The organism is Enterococcus sp. AMC1251 (assembly GCF_058216535.1).
In genome coordinates, this window is record NZ_CM177098.1 from 1,670,275 (window position 1) to 1,687,553 (window position 17,279).

15 protein-coding genes are annotated in these 17,279 nt (G+C 36.0%); 14 read left to right on the forward strand and 1 reads right to left on the reverse strand.

Annotated features, from left to right (window positions below):
- The first annotated feature begins 260 nt into the window (after window positions 1-260).
- The 9 genes from dnaG (at window position 261) to obgE (ending at window position 11,214) form a co-directional block, all read left to right on the forward strand.
- Window positions 261-2,168, forward strand: coding sequence for a DNA primase (gene dnaG / locus AC4BBR_RS07825; protein ID WP_490461975.1), 1,908 nt, complete (start codon window positions 261-263; stop codon window positions 2,166-2,168).
- A 72-nt stretch (window positions 2,169-2,240) separates the two neighbouring features.
- Complete coding sequence (gene rpoD, locus AC4BBR_RS07830; protein ID WP_010764887.1) at window positions 2,241-3,347, forward strand: RNA polymerase sigma factor RpoD; 1,107 nt, start codon at window positions 2,241-2,243, stop codon at window positions 3,345-3,347.
- 158 nt (window positions 3,348-3,505) lie between these two features.
- Complete coding sequence (locus AC4BBR_RS07835) at window positions 3,506-5,455, forward strand: cell division site-positioning protein MapZ family protein (RefSeq protein WP_490461976.1); 1,950 nt, start codon at window positions 3,506-3,508, stop codon at window positions 5,453-5,455.
- 244 nt (window positions 5,456-5,699) lie between these two features.
- A complete protein-coding gene (locus AC4BBR_RS07840) occupies window positions 5,700-6,404 on the forward strand; it encodes an AzlC family ABC transporter permease (protein WP_490461977.1) in 705 nt (234 codons plus the stop codon).
- Window positions 6,397-6,723 (forward strand): AzlD domain-containing protein, encoded by a 327-nt coding sequence (locus tag AC4BBR_RS07845; RefSeq protein WP_490461978.1) that lies wholly within the window; start codon window positions 6,397-6,399, stop codon window positions 6,721-6,723. Before AC4BBR_RS07840 ends, AC4BBR_RS07845 begins: the two co-directional genes overlap by 8 nt.
- 19 nt (window positions 6,724-6,742) lie before the next feature.
- Complete coding sequence (locus AC4BBR_RS07850) at window positions 6,743-7,612, forward strand: CvfB family protein (RefSeq protein WP_490461979.1); 870 nt, start codon at window positions 6,743-6,745, stop codon at window positions 7,610-7,612.
- 123 nt (window positions 7,613-7,735) lie between these two features.
- Window positions 7,736-8,233: a ferric iron uptake transcriptional regulator gene (gene fur / locus AC4BBR_RS07855; protein ID WP_490461980.1), complete on the forward strand. Its 498-nt coding sequence runs from the start codon at window positions 7,736-7,738 to the stop codon at window positions 8,231-8,233.
- Between the two features lie 482 nt (window positions 8,234-8,715).
- Window positions 8,716-9,699: a DUF4003 family protein gene (locus tag AC4BBR_RS07860; protein WP_490461981.1), complete on the forward strand. Its 984-nt coding sequence runs from the start codon at window positions 8,716-8,718 to the stop codon at window positions 9,697-9,699.
- Between the two features lie 201 nt (window positions 9,700-9,900).
- The gene (obgE, locus tag AC4BBR_RS07865; RefSeq protein WP_490461982.1) at window positions 9,901-11,214 is read left to right on the forward strand and encodes a GTPase ObgE; all 1,314 of its coding nucleotides are present in this window, start codon (window positions 9,901-9,903) and stop codon (window positions 11,212-11,214) included.
- A 125-nt stretch (window positions 11,215-11,339) separates the two neighbouring features.
- Here the strand turns inward: obgE and AC4BBR_RS07870 are convergent, their stop codons facing one another.
- Window positions 11,340-11,780: an Lrp/AsnC family transcriptional regulator gene (locus AC4BBR_RS07870; protein ID WP_490461983.1), complete on the reverse strand. Its 441-nt coding sequence runs from the start codon at window positions 11,778-11,780 to the stop codon at window positions 11,340-11,342.
- Window positions 11,781-12,083: 303 nt separating this feature from the next.
- On the opposite strand from AC4BBR_RS07870, the gene AC4BBR_RS07875 reads away from it, so the two are divergent.
- The 5 genes from AC4BBR_RS07875 (at window position 12,084) to AC4BBR_RS07895 (ending at window position 17,274) form a co-directional block, all read left to right on the forward strand.
- Window positions 12,084-13,271 carry an MFS transporter gene (locus AC4BBR_RS07875; RefSeq protein ID WP_490461984.1) on the forward strand — a complete coding sequence of 396 codons (1,188 nt, stop codon included), beginning with the start codon at window positions 12,084-12,086 and terminating at the stop codon, window positions 13,269-13,271.
- A gap of 73 nt (window positions 13,272-13,344) precedes the next feature.
- On the forward strand, window positions 13,345-14,616 hold the full coding sequence (kynU, locus tag AC4BBR_RS07880; RefSeq protein ID WP_490461985.1) for a kynureninase: 1,272 nt from the start codon (window positions 13,345-13,347) through the stop codon (window positions 14,614-14,616).
- Window positions 14,617-14,639: 23 nt separating this feature from the next.
- Window positions 14,640-15,752 (forward strand): alanine dehydrogenase, encoded by a 1,113-nt coding sequence (gene ald, locus AC4BBR_RS07885; RefSeq protein ID WP_490461986.1) that lies wholly within the window; start codon window positions 14,640-14,642, stop codon window positions 15,750-15,752.
- A 126-nt stretch (window positions 15,753-15,878) separates the two neighbouring features.
- A complete protein-coding gene (locus AC4BBR_RS07890) occupies window positions 15,879-16,607 on the forward strand; it encodes a polyphosphate polymerase domain-containing protein (RefSeq protein WP_490461987.1) in 729 nt (242 codons plus the stop codon).
- Window positions 16,597-17,274: a DUF4956 domain-containing protein gene (locus AC4BBR_RS07895; protein WP_490461988.1), complete on the forward strand. Its 678-nt coding sequence runs from the start codon at window positions 16,597-16,599 to the stop codon at window positions 17,272-17,274. The genes AC4BBR_RS07890 and AC4BBR_RS07895 overlap by 11 nt, the downstream gene beginning before the upstream one ends.
- The last annotated feature ends 5 nt before the right edge of the window (window positions 17,275-17,279 follow it).

The following is a 17,279-nucleotide window of genomic DNA, read 5'->3' on the forward strand; positions in this document are numbered from 1 at the left end:
TGATGAAAAAGCGGAGGATATTGCTCTGTTTTTTTATTTTTTATAACAATTTTAAGTTACTATAATTATATTATGTTAACTTTATCTGGTGAAGTTATCCTTTTATGATAATAAAAGTGCAATTTACTTGAAAATTATGTTTAGTATGATACAATTGAGTATGTGTAATTGTGTCTTTTGAAAGTCGCGCTGAAGGTTTCAGTGCTTTTTTACTGACTATCACATAAATTAGCTTTTAGCTATTTTTGGAGGTGAGAACAGTGGCACAAAGAATTCCTCAAGAAGTTATCGAGGAAGTAAGGCAACGTACGAACATTGTCGACGTGGTTGGACAATATGTTCAATTGAAAAAATCCGGCAAGAATTACATGGGTTTATGTCCGTTTCATGAAGAACGTTCCCCTTCATTTTCAGTAGCAGAAGACAAACAAATTTTTCATTGTTTTGGCTGCGGAAAAGGTGGAACTGTTTTTAATTTTCTGCAGGAAATAGAAGGGATTAATTTCCCGGAATCCGTAAAAAGAGTGGCTGAATTAGAACAGATACCCGTCAATATCGACTGGGTCAATTCGGCGGAGTTTGACTCAACGGAGAATTCGCAAAATCGAAAACTAATGGAATTGCATAAGAAAGCAGCGGATCTATACCATCATGTGTTAATGAATACACAAATTGGTGAACCGGCGTTGAATTATTTATTAGAGCGAGGGTTGACCAAAGAACTCATTGAGACATTTAAAATCGGATTTGCCCCTCAAAAACGTGATTTCTTAAGTCAAGTATTCCAAAATGAAGAAGTAGTAGAAGAATTATCTAAAGAATCCGGATTGTTTATTCAAAGAGATAATGGTGAATTTTTGGATCGTTTTTACCAACGTGTCATGTTTCCAATTAGTGATGATCGCGGAAATGTGATTGCTTTTTCAGGACGATTGCTTAAAACAGAAGATTTTCCGGGTGAGGATATGCCCAAATATTTAAATAGTCCGGAGACGGTCTTGTTTAATAAAAGAGATACATTGTTTAACTTCGATAAAGCACGTAAAGAGATTCGCAAAGAGAATACGGTCTTTTTATTTGAAGGTTTTATGGATGTAATAGCTGCTTGGCAGGCAGGTATCACAAGCGGTGTTGCTTCAATGGGAACTAGCTTGACCAATGAGCAGATCAGAAAACTTGAACGAGCAGCTAAAGAGCTGGTAATTTGCTATGATGGAGATACCGCTGGGATAGAAGCGACAAACCGTGCGATTTCTTTATTAAGTGAGCACAGCCGTTTTCAGTTAAGCGTTGTTAGTATTCCAGAAAAATTAGATCCGGATGAGTATTTAAGAAAATATGGTAACGAATCATTTCGTGAATTGGCAATGCATGGTCGAGAAACGGTTTTTAGTTTCAAGATGCAGTATCATCGTTTGACGAGAAATATGAATAATGAAAAAGAACAGCTAGATTATGTGAATGATTTACTACAAGAATTGATATTAGTACAGTCGCCATTAGAGCGAGATCGCTATTTAAATCAATTGGCTCAAGAATTTCAGCTATCCTTTCATTCTTTGGAAGAACAGTTAAAGCAATTAGAAACGCAACAACGTTCTGCTAGAAGAAGGGAACGTCAGCAACAAACAGCACGGTCGTCACAAGCGTATGAGATGGATGATCTGTTGGAACCGCCAGAAATGTTCGAAGAGGTTACTGTATCTTCAGTTCAAAATAAACTGCCATTGACACAAGTAGAAAAAGCAGAACGTACATTGCTTTATCGATTGATGAATGAGCAAAGTGTTAGAAATCAACTGATTCAGATGCCCAAATTTAGTTTTGCTCATGATCAATATCAAGAACTTTACTTGTTATTAGATAGTTATATGAGTATTCATTCTGAGTTTTTACTTGCTGACTTTATTGATTATCTAAAAGAAGAAACGATAAAAAAATTGGCGATTGACATTTCTTTGCAGTCAATTTCAGAGGAAAGCTCTGATCGTGAAATGGCGGATGTTATAAGAGTAATCGAAAATTCCAGCCTGGAAGATCAGATCAAAGAAAAGCAACTACAAAAAAGAGAAGCAGAACGTCTTGGGAATAAACAGTTAGTAGATGAACTAGCCATCGAGGTCGTAAGCTTAGTAAAACAATTGCAAAAAAGTCGTACAGTGTCTTAATTTTTTTAAACAATGTATATGACTATTATTTATATATTTAGCTAAATGGAAAAATGAAGGGGGCCTTCTTTCATGGAAAAAGAAACAGAAAAAAAATATGCAGCTGCATTGGCAGCCTTTATCAAAGAAAATAAGCCTAAAGGCAATGTTTTTTATGATGATCTAACAAACACACTAGCAACGCCGTTTACATTGAATGCCGATGAAATGGAAAAACTAATCCAAAAAGTTGAGGACGCTGGCATTAGCGTCGTTGATGAAAATGGTGATCCAAGTGAACATAGTCTTAAAAAAGACGCAAAAGTTGCTGAGAAAGCCCAAATGGAAGATTTATCTGCCCCGACTGGTGTTAAAATTAATGATCCTGTTCGTATGTATCTTAAAGAAATCGGACGTGTTCAATTATTAACAGCAGCTGAAGAAGTAGAATTAGCTCTAAAAATTGAAGAAGGTGATCAAGAAGCCAAACAACGTTTAGCTGAAGCGAATTTGCGTTTAGTTGTTTCGATAGCAAAACGTTATGTAGGTCGTGGTATGCAATTCCTTGATTTGATTCAAGAAGGAAATATGGGTCTAATGAAAGCTGTTGAAAAATTCGATTATCGTAAAGGGTTTAAGTTTTCGACTTATGCTACTTGGTGGATTCGTCAAGCAATTACTCGTGCGATCGCTGACCAAGCGAGAACAATTCGGATTCCTGTTCATATGGTTGAAACAATCAACAAATTGATCCGTATCCAACGTCAACTATTGCAAGATTTAGGTCGTGAACCAACGCCTGAAGAAATCGGTGCTGAAATGGACTTGCCAACTGAAAAAGTGCGCGAAATCTTGAAAATTGCTCAAGAGCCAGTTTCATTGGAAACACCAATTGGTGAAGAAGATGATTCTCACCTTGGGGACTTCATTGAAGACCAAGATGCAACAAGTCCTGCTGAACATGCTGCATATGAGTTGTTGAAAGAACAACTCGAAGATGTACTTGACACTCTAACTGACCGTGAAGAGAATGTTTTACGTTTACGTTTTGGTTTAGATGATGGACGTACGAGAACTTTGGAAGAAGTAGGGAAAGTATTTGGAGTAACGCGCGAACGGATTCGTCAAATCGAAGCGAAAGCATTACGCAAGTTACGTCATCCTTCTCGATCTAAACAATTAAAAGATTTTTTAGAATAATAAGTTTTTCTTAAAAATTTGAACAGCTCTTTTCGATTTCTTTCGGAAAGGGCTGTTTTTAAACAATCGTAACAAAAAAGTTAGAGAGTACATATTGGAACCAACACGATTTTATGGTAGATTAGATTTACGAATGTGTAGAATGTGAGGCGGAACAAATGACGAAACAATGTCCGAGTTGCGGAACTGAAATAGATAATGAAGAAAAAGTCTGTCCCAAATGTGGTGATTCTTTTACAGATGAGCAATCAAAAGAGGAAACAGTAGATGATACTTCTGATTTTTTAAATAAAGAGAAAAATGAAAACATCGAATGGTCAGAATTAAAGGACATGAGCATTGGACATGTGATGACGATGTTTAATGAACAACCACCATCAGAAAAAAAGAGTGAACCATCTGGAAATGTTGATGAAGAAAAATCAGAAGAAAAAATATCACTAACGGAAGAAAAGGGCGAACTAACTGAAAAAGAAGTTACTGCGTTGGAGAAAGAGTCAGATGAACTTTTAAATACCGCTGCTTTGAACCAATACATTAACGAACATAAACATGACAAACCAATCGTTAAAACACCATCAAAATCAAAAATGATGGAAGAAACTGATGACAAACCAGAAATAGAGGATCATTCGGAAGTTTCCGGTAAAGATTCAAAATCATTAGAAAAAGGACAAGATGAAGTGAAGTTGAACGAATCAGATAATAAAGAGACTGAAACACCAGATCAAGAAGATCAGCAAGCGAAGAAAAAGGTTTCGAAAGAAGAAATCACAAAATTCGCTAAACCAGAGGAACAAGTAACTAAAACAAAGCCAATTGGTCCTAAAGCTTTACCTGGTAACACGGTTGAGATCCCATCCAAAAGCAAAAAACCTGAAGAAATCGAAATGGATGCAGCACCTATTTTCTTTAAAGATGCAGAAGAAACCAAAACGGTTAAGAACCACTTTGAAAAAAATGAAAACGAGGAATCTGCTCCAAAAGAAATAGCAAATGACTCATCAAACTCGTCGATAACTAAAAACTATAAGAAAATGTCGATCATTTTAGCGGCAGTTGTTGTACTTGCAGGAGGGTCATGGTTTGCTTATAGTCAGACCCAAAAGAAATCTTCGATAGATAGTCAGGTGACGCAAAAACAGGAAAAATTAGCTGAACAAACTGAAAAAGAGTTAAACAGTTATTTTACAGATGATAAACAATTATTCCTTAAACCAGAAATGGTAAGTATCAGTCCAAAGGCTATCAAAGAAAACTTAGACACACTTAAAGAAGATCCCAGCTATAAAAATCTAGAGTCACTTTATAAAAAAGTCACAGATAAGCAGAATGCAATTACAAAAGTAAACGAATTATTCGCGCAACCGATCATTGACGGTAGCAAATTAAGAGATGTAGCAATCAAAGCTGACAAAAAAGTTGATGTTACCAAACGTGACGAAAAAGATGATTTTGATAAATTACTTAATCAAGCAACGGATCGAGCGATGAGCCAGTATGACCAGTTACAAAAAGCTAAAGCGGCAGTTGATGTGTTTTATAAAAATAATGAGTTGACGGACGCTTTGACAAGAGAAAACTATACAGCTGCAAAAACAGAAGTAGATAAAGTACAAAGTGAAACATTACGTAAACCATTGAATGAAGCTTTAGTAAAAGCTGATACGTCATTGAAAGATACAGAAGCGACAATTGCTGCTCAGCAACAAGCGATTGTAGATCGTCAAACCAATGAAACACAAGGAACTAACTATCAAGGAAATAATACGCAAACAACAAATGGTACACAGCCAGATTCTAATACTTTTTCAGCGCCAAATGCTCAAGGTGTTTATACGGATCCAGTATACTCAGTCAATGAAAATGATGTGAGTAATATGAGTGATCCTGCATGGAGTTGGGCACCAGGTGTTCAAGAGAAAGTAATTGCAACGTGTATTGAACGTGGTTATATTACAGCTGGCGGCTATTCTTTACAACCCGCAAGAATTGTAAATGGTGAAGGCTACTATAATCTATATGGATCAGATAATCAATATCTAGTAACAATCAATGCAAAAACTGGTTGGTTTAAAGGGAATGCTTCAAGAAATGCCGGAAGATAACTGCCAATTTTTCAAAAAATGAAGGGGAAGGTTGGGATAGAAACATCTAATCTCAGGAAATAAAAAGAAGGGGATTCACAAAAATGGTTCTTTAAGTTTTTGTGAATTTCAGCTTATTTTTCAAGAGATTACTATTCGTATCTAGGGGTGTGGTGAAACAAAAGTGATTTTTTCTTTTGTACCACACCTTTTAAAATCCTAATAGACGAGGGGAAACAATTGATTTCGGTACAAGGAGAATAGTATGGAGAAAAAGGAATATTTAACGTTTAAAGAAGGGGTTAATGCCTGTGTACCAACCATTTTAGGTTATTTGGGTATTGGTATTGCGGCAGGAGTAGTTGGGAAAAATGTTGGATTATCACTAATTGAGATCGCTTTGATGTCGATTTTGGTTTATGCTGGTGGCGCACAGTTCATTATTTGTGGCATGTTGGCAATTCAGTCACCGATTTCAGCCATTATTTTTACTACATTTTTAGTCAATTTACGCCACTTTTTGATGAGTATGTCAGTGGCTTCGTATTTTAAGCAAGAACCTCTGATTACGAGTATTGGAATCGGAACTCTTTTAACAGATGAATCATATGGTGTGCTTATGACCGCTTTGACCAATGATCATCGGGTCAGTTCTGCGTGGACTCATGGGTTGAATATCACAGCTTATTTAGCTTGGGTTCTTTCGACTGTTGTTGGCGGTTTGTTAGGTGCGTGGATTCCAGATCCTTATCTATTAGGGTTAGATTTTGCATTAGTTGCAATGTTCGCAGGGTTGTTTATTTTGCAAGTCGATGGACCAATAAAAGAACGCACGAAAGAAACCTTTTTCGTTTTAGGCACTGTTTGTTTGTCTTTATACTTATTTATGGGTTTTTTTTCGCCAGAACTTTCTGTTTTATTTGCTACAATTTTAGGCTGTATGGTCGGGATGGTGAATCATCATGAATAGCAATTATGTCTTATTAACGATTTTAGGGTGTTCGGTCGTCACTTGGATTCCAAGGATTTTCCCTTTTTTGATTTCAAAACGGGTGGATTTTCCAGAATGGTTTCTTCGCTTTTTATCTTATATTCCGATTTGTATCTTGACGGCACTCTTATTTCAGAGTATTTTAGAAGTTCAGGCAACAGGCTTTCCTAAAGTAAAAATGTTAGAAGCGTTAAGTTGTATTCCTACCTTACTTGTTGCTATTCGTACAAAAGATTTAATGAAAACAGTTGTAGTAGGAATTGTTACGATTGCATTATTACGTATTTTTTTAGGCTAAGTGCCAGAAGGAGAGAATTATGAACGAATTATTAGCACAAATTTTTACAGCGTTAGTGATTGATGAAAATGATAGTCACTACTTTTTACAAAAAAATGGTATTACTTTGCGGTTATCTAAAGAAGAAGGTACACATGAGATTGGTGAAGCAGTAGAAGGCTTCGGCTATATGAATCAAAAACAGGAACCTGAGATGACAACGATCATCCCGACCGCTCGAATCGGGCAATATGCATTTGGAACAGTGACGGGTACAAGACGTGATTTAGGCGCCTTTGTGGACATCGGTTTAAAAGACAAGGATGTGGTTGTTTCTTTAGATGAACTGCCTGTAATGCGTGAATTATGGCCAAAAAAAGGCGATCAGCTGATGATTACTTTAAAAGTTGATAACAAAGAACGAATCTGGGGTGAGTTAGCTGATGAAAAAATCTTTAAAGCTATGGCTAAACCTGGAACAGAAGAGTTAAAAAATGAAAATATCAGTGGCATTGTGTATCGTTTAAAAATGGTTGGTTCTTTTATTTTAACGGATGATTTTTATAGTGCGTTTATTCATCCTTCTGAACGCTATCAAGAACCTCGTTTGGGCGAAAGAGTGAACGGTCGTGTGATCGGTGTGCGTCCAGATGGGACCTTGAATATTTCTTTAAAACCCCGTGGTTACGAAGCAATCAGTGATGATGCGGCAATGATCTTAACTTTTTTAGAACGATCAGCTGATCATAAAATTCCGTTCACTGATAAATCAAATCCTGAAGAAATCAAGCAGACTTTCGGCATCAGCAAATCTCAGTTTAAGCGCGCAATTGGTAATCTGTTGAAGCAAGGAAAAATCACTCAGGGGACAGGATTTACCACTTTGAAAGAAGAGCAACCAGAAAAATAATTGTTTTTTCATTCTAATTGAGAATCACTTGCAAAATTTTAAGAGTTATTTTATACTTATTATAATTTAGTGAAAGAAAATATATTCTTAGATTAAAATGATTATAATTAAGGGGCTGGCTTTATGGATTCTACTGCTGCTTTAAAGAAAACAAAACAACAATTGCATGAATCTGGCTTTAAACTGACGCCTCAACGAGAAGCAACTGTTTTGGTGCTACTTGAAAATGAGAAAGACCATTTATCGGCAGAAGAAATTTACTTTCTAGTAAAACAGAAAAGCCCGGAAATTGGTTTGGCAACTGTTTATCGTACATTAGAAATTTTAACTGACTTAAAAGTCGTAGATAAGGTAAGTTTCAATGACGGATTAGCTCGTTATGATTTGCGTAAAGAAGGAGCCAAACATTTCCACCACCATCTATTATGTTTAGAATGCGGTAATATCGAAGAAGTAGAAGATGATTTATTAGGCGATGTGGAACAAGTCATCGAGCAGCGTTACCATTTTATCGTGAAAGATCACCGACTGACCTTTCATGGTGTTTGCCAAGAATGCCAACAAAAGAAGAAAAATGACTCTTTATCAACTAATGTTGGTGAAACAAATCCAAAGAATTAAATTGAATAGTTATGATAGGACATCTTGAGTTTCTCCTTTTGATTAGTTTTCAACGACTTAATTCTAAAGGGAATCAAGGTGTCTTCTCCATTATTTTCACTAAAAAAGATGTCGGTAATTTCTCACCAACTTTAGAAAGTATAGAGCTCAATGATTTTTTTTAAAAAAATGGGATGTGGGGGAATAGTCCGTTTGTTTTTTTAGAAGCATTTTTTCTCTATTTTGAGCTAGTAAAAAGGGATTCTTTTCTTAAGAATAGACAGCTTCCTTGAAAATGGTCTTCAAGAAGCAGCTGGAAAAGTCTTTAGACAGATCGTTACAGATTTGCGTTTAGCTGAGACAGAAGAATTAGTAAAATACCTCTCAGAATATGCTTGATTTGGTGAACAAAAGAGAGGATGCACTCAATAATTATTTTCGTTATACTACTATATATGAATACAAATCATATTTTCCAAAAATTTTAAAAGGAGTTGGTAAAAATGAATAGAGGTCAGGTTGTTGATTTACTTCAAATAAATTATCAAGCAATTAAAAAAGGGAAGGGCAAATGGTTTGATAAACGAATAGCCTACATTGTTGCACGATCATTTGTAGACAGAGAACGGTGTTTTTCAGATGCTGACTATTGTCAATTAGAGGGAGCGCTTCAACGTGAATTGGGTATGTTCAATGTGTTGATTCAGCCAGTTAGAGGTATTTTATTAGGGATGTTGCTAGCAAATGATAAATCTAGAGAGTTAGATATTCATACGTTGATCACAGACTATCAACGATTGCGTGATGTTGGTTTTAAATCTTCTTCTTATACTTATTTTTCGGCATACTTACTTCAATTTATTGAAACTGCTGAGAAGGAATTTATTGTACGCAGAGGACAAAATATTTTCGAAAAAATAAGAGCACACCATTATCTTCTTACTGGTGCTGAAGATGGCTCGATTGCAATCGCTTTGGCTCAACAAGACAAACTAGAAACATTGACGCCTGAACAAATTGGTGATTCAGTTGAAGAGTATTATCAAGCTTTAAATAGTCAGGGTTTTCACAAGTCAAATGAACTTCAATTTGCTGCGGCAACTGCCACAATGCTAACTGGCAAGTTTTCAAGTGAATTGCTCGAAGAGGTTAGTCATTTGATAAGAGAGTTAAAAGACTTCAATTTTCGGTTTAAGCCAGAATTTTATAATAGTATCATTATATTAGGATTTTTAGCTACGTTTAAAAAGATAGATTTTAATATTTTAGAAGAATATTTAGAACTTTTGAGTGAAAAAACCAATTTACGTTTCTATAAGGACTTTCGTCATTCTTTAGCATTAGGCTTGTTGATCCGTGAAGAAACAAGTCGGCTGTCAACCGATGATTTGAATATATCCGCATTGACTACCACAATGATGATGGCTCAAGAAGCAAGCGCAGTAGTAGCTGTTGTTGTTGCTTCTTCTGCTAATTCTAGTTCATAAAAATGAATTTAGCTAGACAAATTCAGGTTTAACCTTTACAATAAGAAAGGCTTTCAAACAGAAAATGTTGTTGAAAAGCGGAGTAAAACAAACAATTAGGTTTGAAAAAAATGGAACCCTGAAGAAATGGTGAGAGAGTTTTGTTATTTTCGGATATAAAACAATTTATCCTTACTTCTTTAAGATAGGAGGACACAAAATATGTCCATGTTTTTAGATCAGGTAACAATCGATGTCAAAGCCGGTAAGGGCGGAGACGGAATGGTTGCCTTTCGTAGAGAGAAATATGTACCAGACGGCGGACCTGCTGGAGGTGACGGTGGTCAAGGAGGAGATGTAATTCTAGTTGTAGAAGAAGGATTACGTACGTTGATGGATTTCCGTTTTAACCGTCATTTTAAAGCACAACCTGGTGAAAATGGGATGAGTAAAGGCATGCATGGTCGTGGATCAGAAAATACGTTTGTAAAAGTTCCGCCAGGTACAACGGTTCGTGATGCTGAAACAGGCACATTGATTGGCGATTTGATTGAAAACGGTCAAACGCTGACTGTAGCAAAAGGTGGACGTGGTGGACGAGGGAACATTCGATTTGCATCTGCTAAAAATCCAGCTCCTGAAATTGCTGAAAATGGTGAACCTGGTCAAGAAAGAAAAATTGAATTAGAATTAAAAGTTTTGGCTGATGTTGGTTTAGTTGGGTTCCCATCGGTAGGAAAATCTACTTTATTATCTGTTATTTCATCCGCTCGACCTAAAATCGGCGCGTATCACTTTACAACATTAGTTCCTAACCTTGGAATGGTATCAACGAGTGATGGACGTAGTTTTGCAGCTGCAGATTTACCTGGGTTGATTGAAGGGGCATCTCAAGGAGTTGGCTTAGGCACACAGTTTTTACGCCACATTGAACGGACAAGAGTTATTTTGCATGTAATCGATATGAGTGGGATGGAAGGGCGCGATCCTTATGAAGATTATCTAGCTATCAATAAAGAGTTAGCCTCTCATAATATGCGTTTGATGGAACGTCCTCAAATTATTGTAGCAAATAAAATGGATATGCCTGAAGCTGAAGAAAACTTGAAGAAATTCAAAGAGAAAATCGAAAAAGAACGGACAGATGAGTATGCAGATCATTTACCGATCTTCCCAATTTCTGGAGTTTCACGCAAAGGAATCGAACCTTTGCTTAATGCAACAGCAGATTTGATCGATGTAACGCCGGAATTTCCATTATATGAAGAAGAAATCGTTGAAGATACAGTTCACTATGGTTTCCAACCAGAAGGTCCAGAATTTACGATCGACCGTGATCCTGATGCAACATGGATTCTATCTGGTGATTCGTTGGAAAAATTATTCCAAATGACCAATTTTGAACATGATGAGAGTGTCATGAGATTTGCTCGTCAATTACGTGGCATGGGTGTCGATGAAGCCTTACGTGCTCGTGGAGCGAAAGATGGAGATATTGTCCGAATCGGTGAATATGAGTTTGAATTTGTAGAATAAAACAATAATAATTAAAAGAGCTGATGACTTCTTCGGCTCTTTTTTGCATTTTAATAATTTGCTACACAATTACGTGTACTTAATCCATCCAAAGAGGGAAATGGTACTTAATTAGAAAGCGATTGTTACTCTTCTATGTCAAGATACACTTGGTTTTCTACTGGGGTCTCTAAGACAATCGAACTTTTGACAGAGGCAAATTGCATCCAGTTTGCTAATAAATTTTTCATTTCAGTTGTATTGGTTACTGTTGCTTTCACTAAATAATTCACATCACCACTGACAATATGAACTTCATTTACATAAGGATTATTTTTTAATAGTGATAACGTTTTTTCAATAGGAATCGTTACTTGGCTCAGTTCGGTAAAAAAAGTAATTGTTTGTTTAACATGTTGCAACGAAATTTGAATCGTAAAGTTTGTAATAATACCTTGTTCAACGAGCCTATTGATTCGCTCTTTCACGCTAGGACGACTCAGATTAACTTTTTGAGACAATTCAACAATCGAGATTCGTGAATTTTCATGAAGAATCTGTAAGAGCTTGCGGTCTGTTATATCCAATGGTCTACCTCCTCTAAATTTTATAAAAACATTATGTATGTTTTATTATAGAGGAAAAAAACGGATTTTTCCAGATAAATTTAAACTACAGGAGATAATCTAAATTTTTTTGTAGAATAGAGTTTTTCATATTGTAAAAAAAAGTGGCATACTTTTACTAAAAAGAAAAGAAAACGCTTACATTAAATTCATATTTTTATATACATGAAACTAGAAAATTCGTTATGATTGATCTATCTTAAGATGATCTGACTGTTTACTAGTAAATACGGTGTTTCCTCAATCTAAAAAGGAGCGTTCTTTATGGTGAGAAACAGATGGTTAAAATTTTTGTTGTTGTATATAGGTGGAGTGATTGTTTCTTTAAGTCAATTGAAACTGGTTCCGATTCAAAATGAATTAGGTCAGGATTTAGGTGTAAGTTTATCAATGTTATCTTGGTTGATGTCGATTTTTACGGTATCTGGTATTTTTCTAGCTATTCCCGGTGGTGCCTTGGTCACACGATTTGGTCCTAAAAAATTATTGATGGGGTTGATGGGGTGTTTAGCTATCGGCAACGTTTTAGGTGCTTTTTCTAACAACTTTTGGCCATTATTGATTTCAAGAGCAATTGAAGGAATCTCTTTTTCAATGATTATCATGGTAGGGATTGTTTTGATTAATTTTTGGTTTAAAGAAGGTGGCAGTGGGATTGCTACAGGACTTTGGGGGACATTTTCAGCGTTAGGATCGATGTTGGCTATGAATTTGTTTAAACCGTTATCACAAACTTATGGCTTGCGTTCGCTTTGGTTGATCATCGCAGGTTTATCTTTGATTTTGTTATGTTTATACGCTTTTTTCTTAGATGAACCAACTAGTCGATCTATTGCTGAGCAAAAAGAAGATAAAGGAGCATTCAAAAAAGCGATAGAAAACAAGTCGATTTGGTTATTAGCGCTTGCGCAAGGCTGCATGGCTTTTATATTATTTGCTTTTATCAATCTATATCCGCAAATTTATACTCAACAATATGGATTATCAGAAACTTTAGCGAATAGTTACACTGGCTATTTTGGGCTATTTGGCATTCCTTTTGGTGCATTGGCAGGTTATTTGATCGATAAAACAAAAAAAGGGCAGATGATTATTTTTGCCTCATTTACACTAATGTTGGTAGCTACATTTTGGATGAGCCATTTATCAAGCGGATTTACATTTACTGCTCAACTATTTACACTTTCAGCGGGAGCTAGTTTATCTTCTTCCTGTGTGATGATTTTAGCACCAAAAGTGGTAAAACAAGAGCAATTGATCGGTGCAAGTATTTCATTTATCAATTTATTTTATTATATTGGAATTGTTGTAGGAACACCGATTGCTACAAATGTAAGTGAATCTAGTGGCTCTTGGGTAATGGCTATTTATATACTAGGTGGCGTAGGTTTAGTCGCATTGTTAGCAGTTTTTGGTTTCATTAGATTAAACAAAAAAAATATAGTAATATAATTCGCTTGTTTAATTGGAAACTTTTCGTCTTTAAGAGGTACTTTTTAATAAAAAACTTGGAAGGTGATAAATAATGGAAAGAGAATTTAAGAAAGATTTAGCGTTTGCAAAAGAATTGGATGAAAAAGATCCGCTTAAAAATATCAGAGATCGATTTTATGTTCAGCCTGGAGAAATATATATGGATGGTAATTCACTAGGTTTGGCTTCAAAAGATGCTGAAAAGGCATTGCTCAATATGATGGATATCTGGAAAAAGGAAGGAATCAAACTTTGGGATGGTCTGTTTCATTACGCTGGAAAATTAGGTGAAATGTCTGCCCCGCTGATCAACGCTTATCCTGAAGAAGTCGTAATCACAGGAAGCACAACAACCAATATTCATCAATGTATCAGCACATTATATAAACCAACAAAAGAGCGCTATAAAATCTTAGTTGATGATTTGAATTTTCCGACAGACCGTTATGCAATTGACAGTCAAGTTCGTTTAAGAGGTTACGATCCAAAAGAAGCTGTAAAAGTAGTGAAAAGTACGAATGGACGGCTGATCGATGAAACGGCTGTTATTGAAGCGATGACCGATGATGTAGCAATCATTCTATTGCCGACAGTTTTATATCGTAGTTCACAAGTCCTAGATATGAAGCGTGTGACAGAAGCCGCACATAAGAGAGGAATTTTGATCGGTTGGGACTTGTGTCATGCAATTGGCGCAATACCAATGGATTTTAAAGAAGTAGATCCTGATTTTGCCATTTGGTGTACGTATAAATATTTATCAGCAGGTCCAGGGGCAATCGCTGGTCTTTATATGAATCGCAAACATTTTAAAGAAATACCAGGCTTAGCTGGCTGGTGGGGCAATAAAGACGATACGCAATTTGAATTAAAACATGAATTTGAACACCAACGAGATGCAAGTGGCTGGCAAATTGGCTCTCCAAGCTTCCTGGCGATGGCACCGTTAGAAGGAACATTAACGATTTTTAATGAAGTAGGAATGGATAAAATTCGGACAAAATCATTATTGATCACCGCTTATCTAATGTATTTGATCGACGAAAAACTTACAAAATATGGTTATGCTGTAGGAAACCCTCGTGAAGATCGTAAACGAGGAGGACATGTTTGTTTAGAACATGAAGAAGCTTACAGAATTTGTAAAGCATTAAAAGAAGCCAATATCATTCCAGATTTTAGAGAGCCAAATGTGATTCGTTTAGCTCCAATTGCTCTTTATAACACGTATGAGGAAGTTTATACTTTAGTCGAAACACTAGAAGATATTGCGGTCAATAAAAAATATGCACAATTCAATAACGAACGGACATTAGTAGTATAAAATAAATCAGTGAGGTGAAAATCATGCGTATTGGTATTCCAAAAGAAATCAAAAACAATGAAAACAGAGTTGCTATTACACCAGCTGGCGTAGTTAGTTTGATTAATAACGGTCATCAAGTTATCGTTGAAAATAAAGCTGGTCTTGGTTCTGGTTTTACGAATCAAGAATATGAAGAGGTAGGAGCTGCAATAGAAAATGATGTTGCGAAAGTTTGGCAATCTGATATGGTGATTAAAGTGAAAGAACCATTAAAAAAAGAATTTCAATATTTTCACGATGAGTTGATTTTATTCACCTACCTTCATTTAGCACCGGAACCAGAATTAACCGATGCGTTGATCGAAAATAGTGTAACTGCTGTAGCTTATGAAACGATGAGCCAGAATCATACATTACCGTTATTAACACCAATGAGTGAAGTTGCCGGTAGGATGTCTGTACAAGTTGGTGCTCAGTTTTTAGAAAAACCTAAGGGTGGAGAAGGAATCTTGCTATTTGGAGTTCCTGGTGTTGAAAGAGGGAAAGTTTTGATCATCGGCGGCGGAGTGGCAGGAACTAATGCAGCAAAAATTGCTATAGGTTTAGGCGCAAAAGTAACGATCTTAGACGTGAATCCCCATCGATTAGCTGAACTGGATGATCTTTTTGGCACCAACGTTCAAACATTGATTTCTAACACGTATCACATAGAAAATAAAGTGAAAGAGGCGGATGTTGTGATTGGAGCGGTCTTGATCCCAGGTGCTAAAGCACCGAAACTTGTGACTGAGGACATGGTTAAACAAATGAAACCTGGGGCTGTTATCGTAGATATCGCTATCGATCAAGGCGGGATTTTCGAAACAACGGATCAAATCACGACACATGATAACCCAACGTATGTCAAACATGGAGTCGTTCATTATGCTGTGGCGAATATGCCAGGAGCCGTTCCCAGAACATCAACTTTCGCTTTGACAAACGCAACGATTCCTTATGCTGTTACGATTGCTAATAAAGGGATCGTTCAGGCGGCAAAAGAAAATGAAACAGTTTCAACTGGAATCAATACGTATAAAAAACACTTAACAATGGAAGCTGTAGCGAAAGATCAAAATAAAGAATATACCCCTGTATGCGAGTTGTTGAAATAAATATCTAAATTTTTAAATCGTCTTATCTCTGAGCAAGTGCTATGTTCAGAGATGAGGTGATTTTTTTCTTTAAGTTTCATTTATGTTTTCTTTTATATAATAAACTCAGTCAAAGGAGGCAGTAAATTGGTTAAGCTAAAAAATAGTTTTCAAAGAAAAGAAAAAAAGTATGCACTGACTAATACGATGTATCAACAATTGAGGGGGAAATTAGCTCCCTATATGCAAGAAGATGAATATGGATTACATACAATCATTTCCGTTTATTTTGACACACCAAGTTATGAGATGATCCGCCATTCAATAGGAAAACCAGTATATAAAGAAAAATTTAGGATCAGAAGTTACGGTATTCCTAAAAAAGAGTCGACAGTTTTTCTCGAAATAAAAAAGAAAGTCAGCGGTGTTGTCTATAAAAGAAGAGTAGCTCTAAGTTATCAATCAGCGAAATGTTATATCCAAAAGCCACATTCATTTAAGTTGAAGACATCAAAAGACCAGCAAATCAAACAGGAAATTGACTGGTTAGTTGCACGCAAAAGATTAGAACCCAAAGTGATGATTGCATATGATCGGTGCGCATTGTTTGATGTAGAAAATAAAGATTTTCGAATAACGTTTGATTTTAATATACGCTATCGAAAAGAACAACTAACTCGTACGTTAGATGATCAAGGTGACGGAGTAGCACCAGAAATTGATGTTTTGATGGAAGTAAAGGCATTGGGCGCTTACCCAATCTGGTTTTCAGAAATCTTAGCTGAACTTGATATTTATCCAACATCTTTTTCAAAATATGCTCAAACGTATCAACGTTACCTATATTGCAAAGGAGATTTTCAGCATGTTGTCTAGTTTATTAGTAGAAAGTTCAGTGGATTTGTCATTCAAACAACTGTCAATTTGTATAGTTACTTCGGTTCTATTAGGTCTTTTAGTAGCCTATGTTCATATGTATAGAAACGTTTATAGTAAAAACTTTGTCATTACTTTAGCCGTTTTACCTGTCTTAGTTCAATTAGTCATCATGTTAGTCAATGGCAACTTAGGAACAGGTGTTGCAGTTTTAGGAGCATTCAGTTTGATCAGGTTCCGTTCAGTGGCAGGTGGTGCTAGAGAAATTACGAGTATCTTTTGGTCAATGGGCATTGGTCTCGCTACAGGAATGGGGTATGTCAGCTATATTGCATTATTTTCTGTGATGATCGCTCTGTTTTTACTACTATTAAATACTCTTCATTTTGGTGAAAAGCAAAAAGTAGCTGAACGAGAAGTAAAAATCACGATTCCAGAAGATTTAGATTATCCTGGATTATTTGATGATCTATTTCAGCAATATACCTACTCAGCTAATTTAGATTCAGTGAAAACGACCAATATGGGGAGTTTGTACGAGCTACGTTATCGAATCACGCTAAAAGACAGTCAGATGGAAAAAGAACTAATGGATGCCATGCGCGTAAGAAATGGCAACTTAACGATTATATCAGGGAAAGTTTCAACAAATAGAGAAGAATTGTAGGTGAA